Consider the following 15,583-nt stretch of genomic DNA (forward strand, 5'->3'; position numbering starts at 1 on the left):
GGGTGGTCAAGGTATGGGGGGGCGGGGAAACTTCATTTCCCCGGGCTCGAGTTCGAAGTCGTGGTGCATCGATGCGCTCTTGCCGTCCGGCGCCAACGCGAAGCGCCCGATCAGCCTGCGCGTCACGCCGAAGGTCGGATCGCTCTCCAGGTTCTCATCGTCGTCCGCGAAGACCTGCGTGATCAGCACCTTGTGGCCGGGCTTGCTCACCATGAAGTGCAGATGCGCGGGCCGGTTGGGGTGGCGCTGCTGCGCGCGCAGCAGCACGCCGCAGGGCCCGTCGGTCGGCACCGGGTAGCCGGCCGGGCGCACGCTGCGGAAACGGAAGCGCCCCTCGGCGTCGGTGGTGAAGCGGCCGCGCAAGTTCATGTCTTCCTGCGACGGGTCCTGGTTTTCATAGAGGCCGATGGGCGAGGCCTGCCACACGTCGACCGTGGCGCCGGCCACCGGGCGGCTCTGGTGGTCGTTCACCGTGCCCGTCACCTCGAGCGGAATGCCCGGAGTGCCCGAGCGCGCGATGTTGTCGCCCAGCCGGCAGGCCGGCGCATTCGCACGCCAGAACGGCCCGAGCAGCGCGGCCGGCGATTCGCCGTGCGGGTCCTGGTTGTTCTGCAGCGCGACCACGGTCGACACACCCAGGATGTCCGCAGCCAGCACCACCTCGTTCTTGGTCTCGCCGGTGGCATGCCCGATGGCGACGATGAATTCGAGGGCCTGCTCGAACTCTTCTTCCGTCAGCTTCACTTCCTGCACCAGCGCGTGCAGGTGGCGCGTGACCGCTTCCATCACGGTGCGCAGCCGTGGGTCGGGCGTGTGCTTCATGGCGTCGAGCACATGGCCCAGCACCGAGTCGGGGGAGGTGGCGATGTTCATGTTGGATCTGTGCAATCGTTTGCATGATATTAGCCAGATTTGCCGAAAAGTAAAATGGAGGTTTCCGGCAGACCCTGAGGCAAGCATTGGCACACGCCGCCTGCCGCCTGCGCGACAATCGTTTGCACCAATGAGCACCAGCCCGCCTTCTTCCCCGTCTTCCGGCACCGTCACCATCCGCGACGTCGCGCGTGCGGCCGGCGTGCATGTGTCCACCGTCTCGCGTGCGCTCAGCCCCGAGAAGCGGTCGCTCATCAGCGACGAGGTGCTGCGCGTGGTGGAGGAAGCGGCGCAGCGCCTGGGCTACCGACCCAACCGCGCGGCCTCGGCATTGCGCACGGGCCGCACCCACACCATCGGCGTGCTGGTGCCCGACATCACCAACGCGGTGTTCCCGCCGATCCTGCAGGGCATCGAGGCCAGCGCGGCGGCGCGCGGGTACTTCGTGTTCGTCACCAACGTGGCCGACCCGGCACTGGCGCGGCCGGTGCTGGAGCGCATGCTCGCGCAGCGCGTCGACGGCGTGGTCATGGCCACCGCCACGCGCGACGATCCGCTGGTCGACTTCCTCGCCAAGGCCGGCATGACGGCCGTGCTGGTCAACCGCGCCGACGAAACCGGCCGCCTGCCGGCCGTGGTCAGCGACGACCGGCTCGCGATGAAGCTCGCGGTCGATCACCTGGTGGCGCTCGGCCACAAGCGCATCGCGCATCTCGCGGGGCCGCAGACCATCCCTACCGGCGTGGGCCGGCGGCTGGGCGTGGAGCAGGCCCTGCGCGACCACCGCATGAAGCCCTTCCGCGTGGTCGAGTGCGCAAGCTACAGCCGCGAGGCCGGTGCGCTGGCGATGAAGCAGATGCTCGATGCCGGCGCGGCCCCGCAGGCGGTGGTGTGCTGCAACGACCTCGTCGCTCTGGGCGCCTACGACGCGCTGCGCGCGGCCGGGCTGCGCGTGCCGCAGGACATTTCCATCACCGGCCACAACGACATGCCGCTGGTCGACATGGTCGACCCGCCGCTCACCACCATCCGCCTGCCGCACCGCGAGCTGGGCTGGCGCGCGGCGGAGATGCTGTTCGACGAGATCGACGGCCGCTCGATGTCGGCCTCGACCGTGGTGCTGCGCCCGGAGCTGGTGGTGCGCCAGTCGACCGCCGCACCGCGCTGACGGGCGGCGAGGCGCCTTACTTCATGCGCCACCACAGGGCGGCGATGTCGTCGCTCAGGCCTGCCAGCAGCAGCGCCACGGCAACCAGCACCACCAGCGCCTTCGCGCGCCGCGACATGCCCTCCCTGGGTGCGAAGTCTTCGGCACGGCCGCTGAAATGCACGCCGCAGTAGGGGCAGCGCAGCACGTAGCCGAAGATCGGCTCGCCGCAGCGGATGCAGGGCACTTCGCCGGGGCCCGGCTCTGACGCGGACGACGAGGCCGCGTCGCGCGCGGCTTGCTCCGCAGCACGCTGTTGCTGCTGACGGGCGCGGCGCTCGCGGTGCGCTGCCAAGTCGATGGGTTCGTGGGAGTTGTCGGGCATGGTCGGACCCCGAAGTCTAGGACGCGTTTTTCTTTCGCGCAGCCGGCCGGCGCGGCGGCTTTGCCTCCAGCACGAGTTCCGCCGGCAGCGTGTCGTTCCACGATTCGGTGAAGTAGGCGCGGTCGCTTGGCACCAGCTGCGGCAGCGCCTCGCGCAGCAGGGCGAGCGATTGCTCCGCCGCCTTCAGCTCGCCGGCGTGCGCGGCGTACCAGGCGTGCTCGAACAACAGGCTGCAATGCTGCAGGCCCGGGTAGCGGCGGCGGCCGGCCTGGTGGTCGGCCAGCCGCGCCTGCGCCACCTGCACCCAGCGCGCGGGCCAGTTCGTCGCGTCGAAAGCATCGGCGAGCGGTCCGGCCAGCTTCGAGATGGAGGCCGGGTCCAGCGGCTTCTGCGCGCGAAACTGCGCGAGCGTCGGTTGCTTCTCGGGCCGGCAGTGGCCGCGCGCGATGCGCATCAGGTAGATCGCGTTCCACGCCGAGCGGCCCTGGCCGTCGGTATGGCCGCACAGCCACTCGCTGAAGGCGATCCACTGCACCGCGCGGCGCGTGGTGTCGGCGTTGCCGTCCTGCGCCAGCGCGGGCAGGTCGGACAAACCCACGCGGTCGAACAGCCACGCGGCCATGCCCATGTTGGCGGCCACGTGCTGCGCCGCGTCGAAGGAGTGCGACTCGAAGGCTGCCGCCAGCGCCTCGCCGAAGCGGCGCAGCGATTCTTCGGCGAGCGCGGCTGCGGCCGGCTTGTCGTCGGCAGAAAGGCCGAGTGCGCGCGAGCGGCACACCAGCGCCCACAGGTTGCACCACTCGAAGCGCACGTCGGGGTGGTGCCGCAGCACCAGCCCGCGCGCCGCGTCGTCGGCCATGCCGCCCAGCAGCGACTGCGCCAGCGGCAGGTCGCGCGCGGTGTAGGCGCACCATGCGGAGACGATGCATTCCATCGCGCCGAGGTAGTCGTTGCCTGCCACGTGATGCGCCAGCCGCTGTTTCTTCAGCGCCTGCAGCCGGCGCCGCGCCTGCTCGTTGTCGCCGAGCCGGCGCCACAGCATGGCCTCGTTGAGCGTAACCAGCGCGCGCTGGAAGTCGGTGGCAGCCAGCGTGCCGGCCAGGCGTATCGATTCGAGCGCGCTGGCCGGCTGGCCGCTGGCACTCGCATCACCGGCGCTCATGCCCGCCACCGGCGCCATCAGCCGGCCCTGCCGCGCCGCCTGCTGGGAGGCGACCAGTTGCTTCCAGAACGCGGCGTCCTGCAGGTGCACCGCGTCGGGCGGCGGCGAGCCGGCTGCGGCCTGCGACTTGCGCGCGCGCAAGCCGAGGAACGACGCCACCTCGGCGGCCGTGGCCGGGCGGCCCTCCACCAGCACGCGCACGCGCCTGGCTTCGGCGGCCGACAGCCAGAACGGGCCCTGGCTGCGCCGCTCGGCATTGAGGAAGCGCGGCTCGCGCAGCGTGTCTTCGCCCCAGCCGACCTCTATGTTCCAGGCCTTGAAGTCGCGGAACGCACGGCTCACGACCATGCGCAGGGTGCTGGCGTCGGACACTTCGCCGCGCAGGTCGGCCAGCCGCACGACGCCGGTGCCGGACTCGTGGGCGTGCTGCATGCGCACGAGAAGCCAGAGCGACTGGAAGGCCGCGCGCCGGCCGTTGACCGACTGCGGCGAAGTGAGTTCGATGGAGAGAAGAGCGGGCTTGGACACGCCCCGAATTGAACCTCAAAACCGGCGCGATACCTGAAGAAAAGCGCCGAGCCGGCTCAGTAGCGGTGGCGGTCCAGCAGCTCGGGCACTTCGCTGCGACCGATGCCCAGGTCGCGCAGCTCGTGCTCGCTCATGCCGGCCAGGTGCTGCGTGTCAGTGCGCGCGCGGCGGCGATTCACCACGCGGCGGCGCCAGCCGCGCAGGGCATGGATCAGGCGTTGATGAAAAGTCGATGGCTTCGGCGCGGTCACTATGGGCTCCTTGGTTGGGAGCGCTCATCTTCCGGCGGTGCGTGCTATTGTGGAAGTTGAGAATCCTGAGGCTTGCAATCAGCTTTACTGATGGCGCGATCTTTCACCGAACACATCCACCCGATGCGACAACTCAACCTCGACCAACTGCGCACCCTCATCGCCATCGTCGACCTCGGCACCTTCTCGGCCGCGGCCAAGGCGCTGCATCTGGCGCAGCCGACGGTGAGCCTGCACATCAGCGAACTCGAGTCGCGGCTGGAGGCGCCGCTGGTGGTGCGCGGCAACCGCCGCATCACGCCGACCGCCGCCGGCGCGGCATTGGTCGAGCGAGGGCGCAAGCTGCTGCGCGACACCGACGACGCGGTAGAGGCAGTCAAGCGCCAGGCCGAGGGCCGCACCGGCCGCGTGCGGCTGGGCACGTCCACCGGCGTGCTGGTCGACCTGCTGCCGCAGGTGCTGGAGGCGCTGGGCGCCGAGCATTCGGGCATCGACGTGGAGGTGAGCATCCGCGGCTCCTACGAGGCCATGGAGCGGCTGGCGGCGGGCACGCTCGACATCGGGCTGGTCGCGATTCCGCAACCACCGGTGCGCGGCATCGTCGTCACGCCGTGGTGCGAACAACCCATGATGGCCTTCGTGCCCCCGCGCTGGAAGGCGCCGAAGCGCGTCACGCCGGCGTGGCTGGCGGCGCAGCCGCTGATCTTCAACGAAGCCACCACGCACATGTACCGGCTCACGATGGAGTGGTTTGCCGAGGCGGGCTTTGCGCCGCGTGCGCGCATAGAACTCAACTACGACGCCGCCATCCGCAGCCTGGTGGCGGCCGGCTACGGCGCGGCGTTGCTGCCGCTGCAGCAGAGCACCGACAACGTGCGCGGCGACCGCATGCAGATCCTGCCGGTGAGCCCCAGGCTCACGCGGCGCGTGGGCATTGCGCACCGGCAGCACGCGGCGCTCGACGGTGCCACGCTGAGCGTGCTGAAGGTGCTGACGGCGTTCCGCCAGACCTGAACGGAACCCGGCAGATCAGCCCGCGTCGGGCTTGCGCATGCCGAGCGAGAGGATCTCGTTGGCGTTGACGATGGCGGTGGCTATTTCTTCGGTGGTGGTGCGCTTGCTCATGGCCTGGTCGCGGATCAGGTCGTAGGCCTGGCCTTCGGACACGTCGTGCGTCTTCATGAGAATGGCCTTGGCTTCGGCGATGCGGCGTTGCCCCTGCAGCTTGGCCTCGACCTTGCGCAGCCGCTTGGCGAGCGAGCGCGCCTCCTTGTGCGCCTCGCGCGCCACCACCAGTGCCGAGAAGAGCCCGAACGAGCGCACTGGCGAAGGCAGCACCGCCTTGGCGCCGATTTCCAGCACGGCTTCGATGATGGTCGGGTTCTCGTAGGTCACGACCGCGATGATGGCCGGCGCGTCTTCGCTCTTGGTCCATTCGAAGCGCAGGTTGATGAAGTCGGGCTGCACCGCCATGAAGGCCACGTCGATGCCTTCGGGAAGGACTTGCACGGGTGGCCAGAAGGCCTGCACCTGGCAGCCGATGCGTTGCAGCTGTTGTGTGAGTTGGCGGCCGTCGCTGTCGTCGGGGTGGATCACGGCGATCTTCAGCAGTCGCAGCTCTTTCAGCTGCGGCGGCGTGACGCGCAGGGTGTGCCGTTTGGGGGCTGTGCCGTCCACTTTCAGGCCTTCTTGTTTTCTTGGCGCTGTTGTTCGGGGCGAGTGCACAGGGCGCCGGGTACTCCCCTCCGCGAATGTCCCCCGGGGCTGCGCCCCTCCTCCTTTATTTCGCTGCGGGGAGCACCCGACGCCCTGTGCACGAGGCACGCTGCCGGTCTGCAGCCGATCAACCAGCGCTCTGTCCAACGATCACGTCGATGGGGTGCCTTGCGCAGCGAAATAAAGGAGGAGGCCGAAGGCCGGGGGACATTCGCGGAGCAAGGTACCCCGTCGGCGGGATCGTGCCCCGAATGCCTCCTGGAGCGACAAATGGAAGAACGGAAGTTCATCCTAGATCTCCAGCGTATCCAGCTTGGCCGTCCAGTCGCCCAGCGAGTGGGTGACCAGATAAGGATCCGGGTACACCGCCCGCGTCGCCTGCCGCACGATGGTGAACTGCCCGTGCGCGTCGACCCGGCCGATGCGGGGGTACAGGCATGTGTGATGGTTGGCCGGATCGATTTTCACCAACCCCTGCGGCGCATCGAACTCGCTGCCCAGGATGTGCGGAAGAATCTCCGCGATGCCGTCGCTCCCCGCCTGCCGGTAGGCATTCGCAAAAATGTGCATCTGGAAATACGAAGCCTCCCAGCACAGGTTGGGCACGCAGCCATCACCGAAGCGCGCGCGCAGCATCGCCAGGCAGCGCCGGTTCGCGGCCGAGTCGATCGACTGGAAATACGGCGCCGCCGTGAAGTGCCCCGTTGCCACCCCATGGCCCATCTGCGAAATCTCGGCCTCCGAGGTCGTGAGGCTGGCGATCGGCATCGTCTTCGGGTCGAAGCCTGCCTCGGCATACGCGCGGTACAGGCTCGCGGTGGAGTCACCCACCACCGTCGAAAAGATGAAGTCGGGCCGCTTGTCGCGGATGTCGTCCATGATGGCCCGGTAGTCGCGCTCGCCGGCGTCCAGCGCCACGTAGCGCTCGCCCAGCTTCTCGCTGCCGGGGCGCTGCATCACCAGCTCGCCCATGATGCGGTTCGACTCGTAGGGGTAGATGTAGTCGGAGCCGATCAGGTACACCCGCGCGCCGAAGTTCGTGGTCATGAACTCGGCCAGCTGCACGCTGTTCTGGTTGGGCGCCGCGCCGGTGTAGATCACGTTGCCCGAATACTCGAAGCCCTCGTAGAGCGTCGGGTAGAACAGCAGCTTGTTCCACTTCTCTATGACCGGTATCACCGCCTTGCGGCTGCTCGACATGTAGCAGCCGAAGATCACGTTCACGCGGTCCTGCACGATCAGCTTCTCGGCAAGCTGGGCGTAGCGCGCGGGGTTGGACTGCGGGTCGTAGCGCACCGCCACGATCTCGCGGCCGTCCACGCCGCCTGCCGCGTTGATCTCCTCGATGCCGAGCAACGCGCCCTGCAGCTGCGAGAGTCCGATGGTCGATGTGACGCCGGTTTCCGAATAGAGGATGCCGACGCGTATGGGGTCCTTGTCAGCCACGCTGAAGTCTCCTGGGGTGTCGAATCATCATAGTCTTCAGTCAGTGGGCCGCGGCAAGCCGTGCGCTCATGCGCGCGAGCCGCACCGGCAGGCTGCGCGCGTCGTCGGCGATGCAATAGTTGCGCCAGCCGAAGATGCGCCGCACATAGTCGTCGGCCGCGCCGTCCACGGCGATACAGGCGGCGCGCACGCCGGCGTCGCGGGCCTCGGCGACGGCCTCGCGGGCGTCCTCGATCAGGTATTGCGGATCGTGCACGTCGATGTCGGAAGGCGCGCCGTCGGTCACCAGCAGCACCGCGCGCTGGCCGGGCGGCTCGGCTTGCATCAGCGCGGCGGCGTGGCGCAGCGCGGCGCCCATGCGGGTCGAATAGCGCCCGCGCAGCGCACCGATCATGGCGCGCGAGGGCGCATCCAGCGGACGGCCGGCTTCGAGCAGGCGGTAGTAGTAGACCTCGGCGCGCGTGTTCGACGAGAAGCCGTGGATGGCGAGCCGGTCGACGCCGCGCGCGTTCGAAGCGGCCAGCAGCAGCGCGGCCTGCTTTTCTATGTCGAGCAGCGAGGCGGCATGCGGGCCGGGGTCGTTCGCCGACGCCGACAGGTCGAGCAGCACCAGCACGCTCGACGGGCGCGGGCCCTTGCCCGGCCGCATGAACAGGCGCGCGTCGGGCCGCAGCCGCAGGCGCCGGTCGACAAGCACCTCGATGGCGGCGTTCAGGTCGATGTCGTCGCCCTCCCACTGGCGGCGCAGGCGGTGCGTGCGGTCGAGGTGACGCGCGCGGGGCAGGGCGAGCGGGGCGATGCGCTCGTTGCCGGACGCGGCCTGCTCACGCCCCGGCAGCAGGCCCTGCCACGCCGGCAGCTTCTCGATCACCGTGCACCAGTCGGGGCGCAGGCGCTCGAGCTGGCGGTCCCATTCGGGATACGTGTAGCGGCCGAGTTCGATGTCGCCTGTGGCATCGGATGGGGGCGAGCCGCCGCCTTCGTCCGGCGCATCGGAAGGCGGTGGCGGCCGCGCGCCCGCCTGCTGCAGCGCGATGGCTTCGTCAGGCGCGGTCTCCGTCTCGGCGAATTCCCACAGGTAGCTGTTGTCGTCGCGCCAGGGCGCGGGCACGGCGTAGTCCTGGGGCTCGAAGCGCACGCGCATCTGGCCCAGGTCGTTGGCGAGGATCGAGGCGATGGCGCGAAAGGCGTCGTAGTCCTCCAGGCCCGCGCTGGCGGCGGTCTCCTCGAACAGGCGGCGTGCCTTGTTCACCCAGTGGTTGTCGTCGATCGCATCGGGTAGCAGCAGCAGGCGGTCCATGCGCGCGATGAGCGCTGCGAAGCGCAGGTCGAGCGGGTCGGGCACGGGCGGGAGCGATGCCGCGAACCAGCGGTGAAGGCCGGGGAAGTCGCTCCACAGCAGGCGCTCGACGCGCGCGTCCTCGATGGCCGAGACCACGGCGATGCCCATCGGTTTGAGTCCATGCGCCGGGCGCGCGGGCCGCGAGTGCCGCAGGTGCGCGACCGCATGCGCGACCATCGCGCGGCGCAGGTTCGGGTCGCCGGTGCCTTCGGGCAGCAGCAGCTTGCGGCCCGTGAGCACCGCGCGCGTGCCCGCGCGTGCCCGCGCCTGCACTTCCACGTCGACGCCGGCCAGGCCACGCGCCAGCAGCGACAGCGCACCGAAGCTGCCGTACGCGTCGTTCATCCGAACTGCGCCTCGACGAAGCCCTGCAGCGCGCTCGCCATGTCGGGGTCGTCGGTCAGCGCGCGTGTCATCGTCATCTCGCAGCTTTCGCGCGGCGTTACGCCGTCGCGGATCAGCACGCCCGCGTAGATCAGCATGCGCGTCGACACGCCCTCGTCGAGCCCGCGGTGCTTCAGTTCGCGCGAGCAGCGCGCGATGGCCACCAGCTTCGCTGCAAGCCCGGGTTCGACGCCGGCCTCGTGCGCGACGATCTCCGCCTCCAGCGAGCTGCCGGGGTAGTCGAACTCCAGCGCCGCGAAGCGCTGGCGCGTCGAGGGCTTCATGTCCTTCGCGCTGCTCTGGTAGCCGGGGTTGTACGACACCACCAGCTGGAAGTCGGGGTGCGCGTGCACCAGCTCGCCCTTCTTGTCGAGCGGCAATATGCGCCGCGCATCCGTCAGCGGGTGGATCACCACCGTCGTGTCCTGCCGCGCCTCCACCACTTCGTCGAGATAGCAGATGCCCCCGTGCCGCACCGCCAGCGTCAGCGGCCCGTCGTGCCAGGCGGTGCCGTTGGCGTCGAGCAGGTAGCGCCCCACGAGGTCCGACGCGGTCATGTCCTCGTTGCAGGCCAGCGTCACCAGCGGCCGCCCGAGCGACCACGCCATGTGCTCCACGAAGCGCGTCTTGCCGCAGCCAGTCGGGCCTTTCAGGATCAGCGGCATGCGGTGGCGGTACGCCTGCCGGTAGAGCGCCACCTCGTTGCCCGCGGGGCGGTAGAAAGGCTCGGCCTCGATGCGGTAGGCGGCCAGCGGATCGTGGACGGGTGCGTTCATGGCGTGGCGAGCAGTTCCTTGAGGGCGTCGTCGATGAAGCGGGTGTCGGCGGGGCTGCTGCCGCCGCCCGCGAAGTGGCCCCACACGCCGGGGATCGGGCGGCACTCGGCGTTCGGCATGTGCGACACCTCCCACTCGTTGTCGGCCACGGGAAAGTAAAGGTCGCGCTCGGCGGGCATCACGATGGCGCGGGCCTTGATGGCGCCCAGCGCTTTCTTGAAGTCGCCCTTGAACACCGGGTTGTCGCTGATGTCGCCGTGCTGCCACGACCACAGCATGGCGAGCAGGTTGTTCGCGTCCTTCTTCAGGAAGAAGCCCTCCCAGTAGCCGACCAGGAAGTCTTCGAGCGAGCTGAAGCCCAGCTCGCGCCACAGTTCCTGCATGTAGAAGGGCTGCGACAGGCCCCAGCCCGCGTACACGCGGCCCACCGAGCGCAGCCCCTTGCCCGGCGGCGCGGTGTACCAGCCGCCGTTCCATGCCGCGTCGGCCGTGAGCGCGGCCTTCACGCCTTCGAGGAAAACGATGTTGTGGGGCGCGGTCTTCGCCGAGCCGCAGAAGGGCGCGATGCGCTTCACCATGTCGGGGTAGAGGCAGCCCCACTGGTTGGTCTGCTGCGCGCCCATCGACCAGCCCACCACCAGCGCCACCTGCCGGATGCCGAACTTCTCGGTCACCAGCCGGTGCTGCAGCGTCACGTTGTCGTAGAGCGTGACGTTCGGAAAGCGCGAGAGGTCGTAGGGCTCGGGCGTGTTGCTGGGGGAAGACGACAGCCCGTTGCCCAGCATGTTGGGCACGATGATGAAGTACTTCGCCGGGTCGAGCGCCATGCCCGGGCCGATGAGCCACTCGTTGTCGTAGTGCTGCCCCGAGTACCAGGTCGGGTAGACGATGGCGTTGCTCTTGTCTGCATCGAGCGTGCCGTAGGTCTTGTAGGCGAGCTTCGCGCCGCGCAGGGTGGCGCCCCGCTGCAGCACGACGTCGCCGAGTTCGAAGATTTCGTAGTCCATGGCGCGGCGCGTCAGCGGTGCTTGGCCGGCTCGTTCGGAATGCCCTCGATCGGGCATTCGGGCGTGCCCACCGTGCTGCGGGTGAACGACTCCACCATCTCGCGCGTGCCCTCGGGGTCGTTGATCCACTGGGTGTAGAAGTTGTACGGGCAGGCCGCCACGCCCTTGTCGCCGTCGCCGGAGTTGATGGTGCCGGTGTAGCCGCGGTGCACCAGCTTGAACAGGTGGTTCTGCGACTGGCCGTTCTTGCGTGCGTCGCGGATCAGGCTCATGGAGAGTTCGGCGTAGTTGATGCCCATCTCTTCCTCGCCGCATTCGCCGAGCGTGCGGCCGTCGAAGCCGATGAGCGCGGAGTGGCCGAAGTACGAGTACACGCCGTCGAAGCCCGCTGCGTTGGCCACCGCCACGTAGGTGTTGTTCATGAAGGCCATGGCCTTCGACACCAGGATCTGCTGCTCCTTGGCCGGGTACATGTAGCCCTGGCAGCGGATGATGAGTTCGGCGCCGCGCATCGCGCAGTCGCGCCAGATCTCGGGGTAGTTGCCGTCGTCGCAGATGATCAGGCTGATCTTCATGCCCTTGGGGCCTTCGCTCACGTAGGTGCAGTCGCCCGGATACCAGCCCTCTATGGGCACCCACGGCATGATCTTGCGGTACTTCTGGACGATCTCGCCCTTGTTGTTCATGAGGATCAGCGTGTTGTAGGGCGCCTTGTTCGGATGCTCCTCGTGGCGCTCGCCGGTCAGCGAGAACACGCCCCACACGTTGGCGCGGCGGCAGGCGTCCGCGAAGATGGCGGTTTCCTCGCCGGGCACGGCGGCGGCGGTGTCGTACATCTCCTTGGCGTCGTACATGATCCCGTGCGTGGAGTATTCGGGGAACACCACCAGGTCCATGCCCGGCAGGCCCTTCTTCATGCCGACCAGCATCTCGCCGATCTTGCGGGCGTTGTCCAGCACCTCGGCCTTGGTATGAAGGCGGGGCATCTTGTAGTTGACGACCGCGACGCCCACGCAATCGTTGCTGCTCGAAATATCACCATGTCTCATGACGCTGCTCCTGAAAGAGGGGTTGAAGAAAGAAGGGAAGGGCTCTCACACGGTCAGGAAGGACCTGACCTTGTCCTGGTCGAGCGTTGCGCGCGCCTCGTCGTGCACGAGGCGCCCGCGGTCGATGACGAGAAAGCGGTCGGCCAGGTCGAGCGCGAAGCTCAGCACCTGCTCCGACACCACGATGGCGAAGCCGCGCTCGGCGCGCAGCACGTTCAGCGTCTGCGCGATCTCCTTGATGATCGAAGGCTGGATGCCTTCGGTCGGTTCGTCGAGGATCAGCAGCTTCGGCTCGGAGATAAGCGCGCGCGCAATCGCCAGCATCTGCTGCTGGCCGCCCGAGAGGTTGCCGGCCTTGCGCTGCTTCATGTCCTTCAGCACGGGGAAGAAGCGGTAGAGGTAGTCGGGCACAGTGCGGTGGCCGGACTTCGCGGCGCCCGAGAGGATGTTCTGCTCCACCGTGAGGAACGGGAACACCATGCGCCCTTGCGGCACGAAGGCCAGGCCCTGTGCCACGCGCTGGTAGCTCGGCAGCTTCGTGATGTCGGCGCCGCCCAGGCGGATGCTGCCGCCGCGCGCGGGCAGGAGGCCGATGAGCGATTTCAGCAGCGTGGTCTTGCCCATGCCGTTGCGGCCCATGATGGCCACCGCCTCGTCGGGTGCGACGCGAAGGGACACATCGCGGATGACGTGCGACTCGCCATAGGCGACGTCGAGTTCGGAGACTTCGAGCATTTGTGCTTCTCCTTGTGCTCAATGGCCGAGGTAGACGTCGATCACGCGCGGGTCGGACTGCACTTCGGCGGCCGTTCCCTCGCTCAGCAGCCGGCCCTGGTGCAGCACGGTCACGCGGTGGGCGATGCGCTTGACGAAGTCCATGTCGTGCTCGATCACCACCACCGACTTGCCCACCGAGATGCGCCGCAGCAGGTCGCCGGTCTGCTCGCGCTCGCGCGGGCTCATGCCGGCCACTGGCTCGTCGAGCAGCAGCAGCTCGGGCTCCTGCATCAGCAGCATGCCGATCTCCAGCCACTGCTTCTGGCCGTGGCTGAGCTGGCCCGCGCGGCGCTCGAGCTGGTCGAGCAGGAACACGTCGGCCGCCATCGCGTCGATTCGCTCGCGCAGCGCGGCGGTGCGGCGAAAGGCCAGCGACTGCAGCAGGCCGTGCATGCGCGGCAGCGAGATCTCGAAGTTCTCCAGCACCGTCAGGTCTTCGTAGACCGAGGGCGTCTGGAACTTGCGGCCCACGCCGGCGCGCACGATCTCGTACTCGTTCAGTCGGCCGAGGTCCTGGCCGTTGAACAGCACGCGGCCCGCGCTCGGCCGGGTCTTGCCGCAGATCATGTCCAGCAGCGTGGTCTTGCCAGCGCCGTTCGGGCCGATGATCACGCGCAGCTCGTTGCGCTCGACCGCAAGGCTCAGGCCGTCCACCGCCTTGAAGCCGTCGAAGGACACGGTGAGGTCTTCGACGCGCAGGATCTGCTCGTTCGAGGGCGGTACGGCCGAGGCGGCCCGCGGCAGGCCCCCGTTGGGCATGGTCATGGTCGCGTTCATGGCGCAGCCTCCGCGCCGCGCCGGCGCAGCAGCCTCGCGCCCAGGCCCGCGAGCCCGTCGGGCATGGCCCACACCACGAGGATGAACACGGCACCCAGGAAGTACAGCCAGCCTTCAGGGAAGGTCTCCGACAGGTACGACTTGAGAAAGCCGATCAGCAGCGCGCCGACAACAGCACCCGGAATCGAAAGCCGACCTCCGACCGCCGCGTAGATCACCATCTCCACCGAGGCCACCACGCCGATCACGCCCGGCGCGATCAGCCCCACCTGCAGGCTGTAGAAGGCACCGCCGATGGAAGACAGCACCGCGGCCACCGCGAACACGAAGGCCTTCATGTGCGCCGTGTTGTAGCCGCTGAAGCGCACGCGGTCTTCCCGGTCGCGGATGGCGATGAGGATCTTGCCGAAGCGGCTGCGCACGATGACGAGCGACACCGCCATCACCAGCGCGATCGCCAGCACCTCGACGAAATACATCGTGCGCTTGGCGTCGTCGCCGGCGATGTCCAGGCCCAGCAGCGTGCGGAAATCGGTGATGCCGTTGGCGCCGCCGGTGTCGCCCTGCTGGCCGATGACCACCACGGTGAGCGTGAGCGCCAGCGAGAGCGTGACGATCGCGAAGTACACGCCGCTCACCCGCCGCTTGAAGATGGCGTAGGAGAACACATACGCCAGCACCGCGGGAACGGCGAGGATGCCCACGATGGTCCAGCCCAGCGAGTGGAAGGGAATCCACCACGAAGGCAGCTGGTCCACGCTGCTCCACACCATGAAGTCCGGCAGCTCGGGCGCCGAGGCTTCGAGCTTGAGGAACATCGCCATCATGTAGCCGCCCAGGCCGAAGAACATGCCCTGGCCCAGGCTTAGCACGCCGCCGTAGCCCCATGTCAGCACCACGCCGACCGCGACGAAGGCGAAGGCCAGGTACTTGCTCACGAGGTTGAGCCGGAACGGATCGAGCGTGGCCGGCAGCACCACGGCCAGCAGCAGGAGCACCGCGGCCATCGCGCCGATGTCGCGCCTGCGTTGGGGGGAGAGTTTCGACAACATGCCGTCAGCTCCTCGACCGCGTGGCGAACAGCCCGTTGGGCCGGAAGTACAGCACCACGATCACCAGCAGCAGGATCGTCGCCTTGGCCATGGAGCCGCTCATCAGGTACTCCAGCCAGGTCTGCGACTGCGCGATGGAGAAGCCCGAGAGGGCGGTGCCCACCAGGCTCTGCACGCCGCCGAACACCACCACGATGAACGAGTCGACGATGTAGAGCTGCCCCGTGCCCGGGTTGGTCGAGCCGATCATGGTGAACACCGCGCCCGCGATGCCCGCCAGGCCCGAGCCCAGCGCGAAGGTCATGGCGTCCACCCGGTGGGTGTCGATGCCCACCGCGCCGGCGATGGCGCGGTTCTGCGTCACCGCGCGCACCTTCAGCCCCCACGGCGTGCGGTACAGCAGCAGGTACACGCCGGTCGCGACCAGGGCCGTGAGCCCCACGATGAAGATGCGCGTGAGCGGCAGCTGGATGCCCGGCGTCGGCTCCCACGCCCCCGCGAGCCACGAGGCCAGCGGCACGCTCACCTCCTGCGCGCCGAAGATCGAGCGGTAGGCCTGCTGCAGCATGAGGCTCAGGCCCCAGGTCGCGAGCAGGGTGTCCAGCGGCCGGTCGTAGAAGAAGCGTATGAAGCCGCGCTCCAGCACATAGCCGAACGCGAAGGTCACGGCAAACGCGAACGGAATCGCGGCGAACAGGTACAGGTCCATGAAGCCCGGCGCGAAGTGCTCGAAGAAGCGCGCGGCCAGGTAGGTCATGTAGGCGCCGAGGGCCATCAGCTCGCCGTGCGCCATGTTGATGACGCCCATCAGGCCGAACACGATGGCCAGCCCGATCGCCATCAGCAGCAGGATGGTGAACAGGCTCACGCCGTTGAACACCTGCATCACCGCGATGTCGAAGTTCATCGCG

At 68.5% G+C, this 15,583-nt stretch carries 16 protein-coding genes; 2 read left to right on the top strand and 14 right to left on the bottom strand.

Annotated elements, in window-relative coordinates; translation table 11 throughout:
• Window positions 1-6 precede the first annotated feature (6 nt).
• Window positions 7-873 carry a dioxygenase family protein gene (locus ACWV14_RS00935; RefSeq protein ID WP_454901904.1) on the bottom strand — a complete coding sequence of 289 codons (867 nt, stop codon included), beginning with the start codon at window positions 871-873 and terminating at the stop codon, window positions 7-9.
• Between the two features lie 130 nt (window positions 874-1,003).
• Here ACWV14_RS00935 and ACWV14_RS00940 point away from each other — a divergent pair, with 130 nt between their 5' ends.
• On the top strand, window positions 1,004-2,041 hold the full coding sequence (locus ACWV14_RS00940; protein ID WP_454901906.1) for a LacI family DNA-binding transcriptional regulator: 1,038 nt from the start codon (window positions 1,004-1,006) through the stop codon (window positions 2,039-2,041).
• A 16-nt stretch (window positions 2,042-2,057) separates the two neighbouring features.
• Here the strand turns inward: ACWV14_RS00940 and ACWV14_RS00945 are convergent, their stop codons facing one another.
• From ACWV14_RS00945 to ACWV14_RS00955, 3 genes are read right to left on the bottom strand one after another with little or no spacing between them, the layout of a single operon-like run.
• Complete coding sequence (locus ACWV14_RS00945) at window positions 2,058-2,405, bottom strand: hypothetical protein (RefSeq protein ID WP_422088923.1); 348 nt, start codon at window positions 2,403-2,405, stop codon at window positions 2,058-2,060.
• A 16-nt stretch (window positions 2,406-2,421) separates the two neighbouring features.
• Window positions 2,422-4,095: a hypothetical protein gene (locus ACWV14_RS00950; protein ID WP_454901908.1), complete on the bottom strand. Its 1,674-nt coding sequence runs from the start codon at window positions 4,093-4,095 to the stop codon at window positions 2,422-2,424.
• A 56-nt stretch (window positions 4,096-4,151) separates the two neighbouring features.
• Window positions 4,152-4,346: a DUF1127 domain-containing protein gene (locus ACWV14_RS00955; RefSeq protein ID WP_454901910.1), complete on the bottom strand. Its 195-nt coding sequence runs from the start codon at window positions 4,344-4,346 to the stop codon at window positions 4,152-4,154.
• Between the two features lie 123 nt (window positions 4,347-4,469).
• On the opposite strand from ACWV14_RS00955, the gene ACWV14_RS00960 reads away from it, so the two are divergent.
• Window positions 4,470-5,360, top strand: a complete 891-nt coding sequence (locus tag ACWV14_RS00960; RefSeq protein ID WP_422088920.1) for a LysR family transcriptional regulator — start codon at window positions 4,470-4,472, stop codon at window positions 5,358-5,360.
• 15 nt (window positions 5,361-5,375) lie between these two features.
• Here the strand turns inward: ACWV14_RS00960 and ACWV14_RS00965 are convergent, their stop codons facing one another.
• From ACWV14_RS00965 to urtB, 10 genes are all read right to left on the bottom strand, one after another.
• Window positions 5,376-6,023, bottom strand: a complete 648-nt coding sequence (locus tag ACWV14_RS00965; protein ID WP_454901912.1) for an ANTAR domain-containing response regulator — start codon at window positions 6,021-6,023, stop codon at window positions 5,376-5,378.
• A gap of 330 nt (window positions 6,024-6,353) precedes the next feature.
• The gene (locus tag ACWV14_RS00970; RefSeq protein WP_422088918.1) at window positions 6,354-7,508 is read right to left on the bottom strand and encodes a transporter substrate-binding domain-containing protein; all 1,155 of its coding nucleotides are present in this window, start codon (window positions 7,506-7,508) and stop codon (window positions 6,354-6,356) included.
• A gap of 40 nt (window positions 7,509-7,548) precedes the next feature.
• Window positions 7,549-9,195: a VWA domain-containing protein gene (locus ACWV14_RS00975; protein ID WP_454901915.1), complete on the bottom strand. Its 1,647-nt coding sequence runs from the start codon at window positions 9,193-9,195 to the stop codon at window positions 7,549-7,551.
• Window positions 9,192-10,010, bottom strand: a complete 819-nt coding sequence (locus ACWV14_RS00980; RefSeq protein ID WP_454901917.1) for an AAA family ATPase — start codon at window positions 10,008-10,010, stop codon at window positions 9,192-9,194. Before ACWV14_RS00980 ends, ACWV14_RS00975 begins: the two co-directional genes overlap by 4 nt.
• On the bottom strand, window positions 10,007-11,017 hold the full coding sequence (locus tag ACWV14_RS00985; protein WP_454901919.1) for an alpha/beta fold hydrolase: 1,011 nt from the start codon (window positions 11,015-11,017) through the stop codon (window positions 10,007-10,009). Before ACWV14_RS00985 ends, ACWV14_RS00980 begins: the two co-directional genes overlap by 4 nt.
• A gap of 11 nt (window positions 11,018-11,028) precedes the next feature.
• On the bottom strand, window positions 11,029-12,066 hold the full coding sequence (locus ACWV14_RS00990; RefSeq protein WP_454901921.1) for an aliphatic amidase: 1,038 nt from the start codon (window positions 12,064-12,066) through the stop codon (window positions 11,029-11,031).
• Window positions 12,067-12,111: 45 nt separating this feature from the next.
• Window positions 12,112-12,801, bottom strand: coding sequence for an urea ABC transporter ATP-binding subunit UrtE (gene urtE / locus ACWV14_RS00995; RefSeq protein WP_422088913.1), 690 nt, complete (start codon window positions 12,799-12,801; stop codon window positions 12,112-12,114).
• A gap of 18 nt (window positions 12,802-12,819) precedes the next feature.
• Window positions 12,820-13,602, bottom strand: coding sequence for an urea ABC transporter ATP-binding protein UrtD (urtD, locus tag ACWV14_RS01000; RefSeq protein WP_301505015.1), 783 nt, complete (start codon window positions 13,600-13,602; stop codon window positions 12,820-12,822).
• Window positions 13,603-13,616: 14 nt separating this feature from the next.
• Window positions 13,617-14,672 carry an urea ABC transporter permease subunit UrtC gene (urtC, locus tag ACWV14_RS01005; protein WP_454901923.1) on the bottom strand — a complete coding sequence of 352 codons (1,056 nt, stop codon included), beginning with the start codon at window positions 14,670-14,672 and terminating at the stop codon, window positions 13,617-13,619.
• A gap of 4 nt (window positions 14,673-14,676) precedes the next feature.
• Complete coding sequence (gene urtB / locus ACWV14_RS01010; RefSeq protein WP_106936193.1) at window positions 14,677-15,579, bottom strand: urea ABC transporter permease subunit UrtB; 903 nt, start codon at window positions 15,577-15,579, stop codon at window positions 14,677-14,679.
• Between the last annotated feature and the right edge of the window lie 4 nt (window positions 15,580-15,583).

This window comes from Variovorax durovernensis, from assembly GCF_977011995.1.

Excerpts from the sequence above, each read along its gene's own strand:
- ACWV14_RS00935 (WP_454901904.1), bottom strand. The coding sequence starts at position 873 with ATGAACATCGCCACCTCCCCCGACTCGGTGCTGGGCCATGTGCTCGAC.
- ACWV14_RS00940 (WP_454901906.1), top strand. The coding sequence starts at position 1,004 with ATGAGCACCAGCCCGCCTTCTTCCCCGTCTTCCGGCACCGTCACCATC.
- ACWV14_RS00945 (WP_422088923.1), bottom strand. The coding sequence starts at position 2,405 with ATGCCCGACAACTCCCACGAACCCATCGACTTGGCAGCGCACCGCGAG.
- ACWV14_RS00960 (WP_422088920.1), top strand. The coding sequence starts at position 4,470 with ATGCGACAACTCAACCTCGACCAACTGCGCACCCTCATCGCCATCGTC.
- ACWV14_RS00975 (WP_454901915.1), bottom strand. The coding sequence starts at position 9,195 with ATGAACGACGCGTACGGCAGCTTCGGTGCGCTGTCGCTGCTGGCGCGT.
- ACWV14_RS00980 (WP_454901917.1), bottom strand. The coding sequence starts at position 10,010 with ATGAACGCACCCGTCCACGATCCGCTGGCCGCCTACCGCATCGAGGCC.
- ACWV14_RS00985 (WP_454901919.1), bottom strand. The coding sequence starts at position 11,017 with ATGGACTACGAAATCTTCGAACTCGGCGACGTCGTGCTGCAGCGGGGC.
- ACWV14_RS00990 (WP_454901921.1), bottom strand. The coding sequence starts at position 12,066 with ATGAGACATGGTGATATTTCGAGCAGCAACGATTGCGTGGGCGTCGCG.
- urtE (WP_422088913.1), bottom strand. The coding sequence starts at position 12,801 with ATGCTCGAAGTCTCCGAACTCGACGTCGCCTATGGCGAGTCGCACGTC.
- urtD (WP_301505015.1), bottom strand. The coding sequence starts at position 13,602 with ATGCCCAACGGGGGCCTGCCGCGGGCCGCCTCGGCCGTACCGCCCTCG.
- urtC (WP_454901923.1), bottom strand. The coding sequence starts at position 14,672 with ATGTTGTCGAAACTCTCCCCCCAACGCAGGCGCGACATCGGCGCGATG.
- urtB (WP_106936193.1), bottom strand. The coding sequence starts at position 15,579 with ATGAACTTCGACATCGCGGTGATGCAGGTGTTCAACGGCGTGAGCCTG.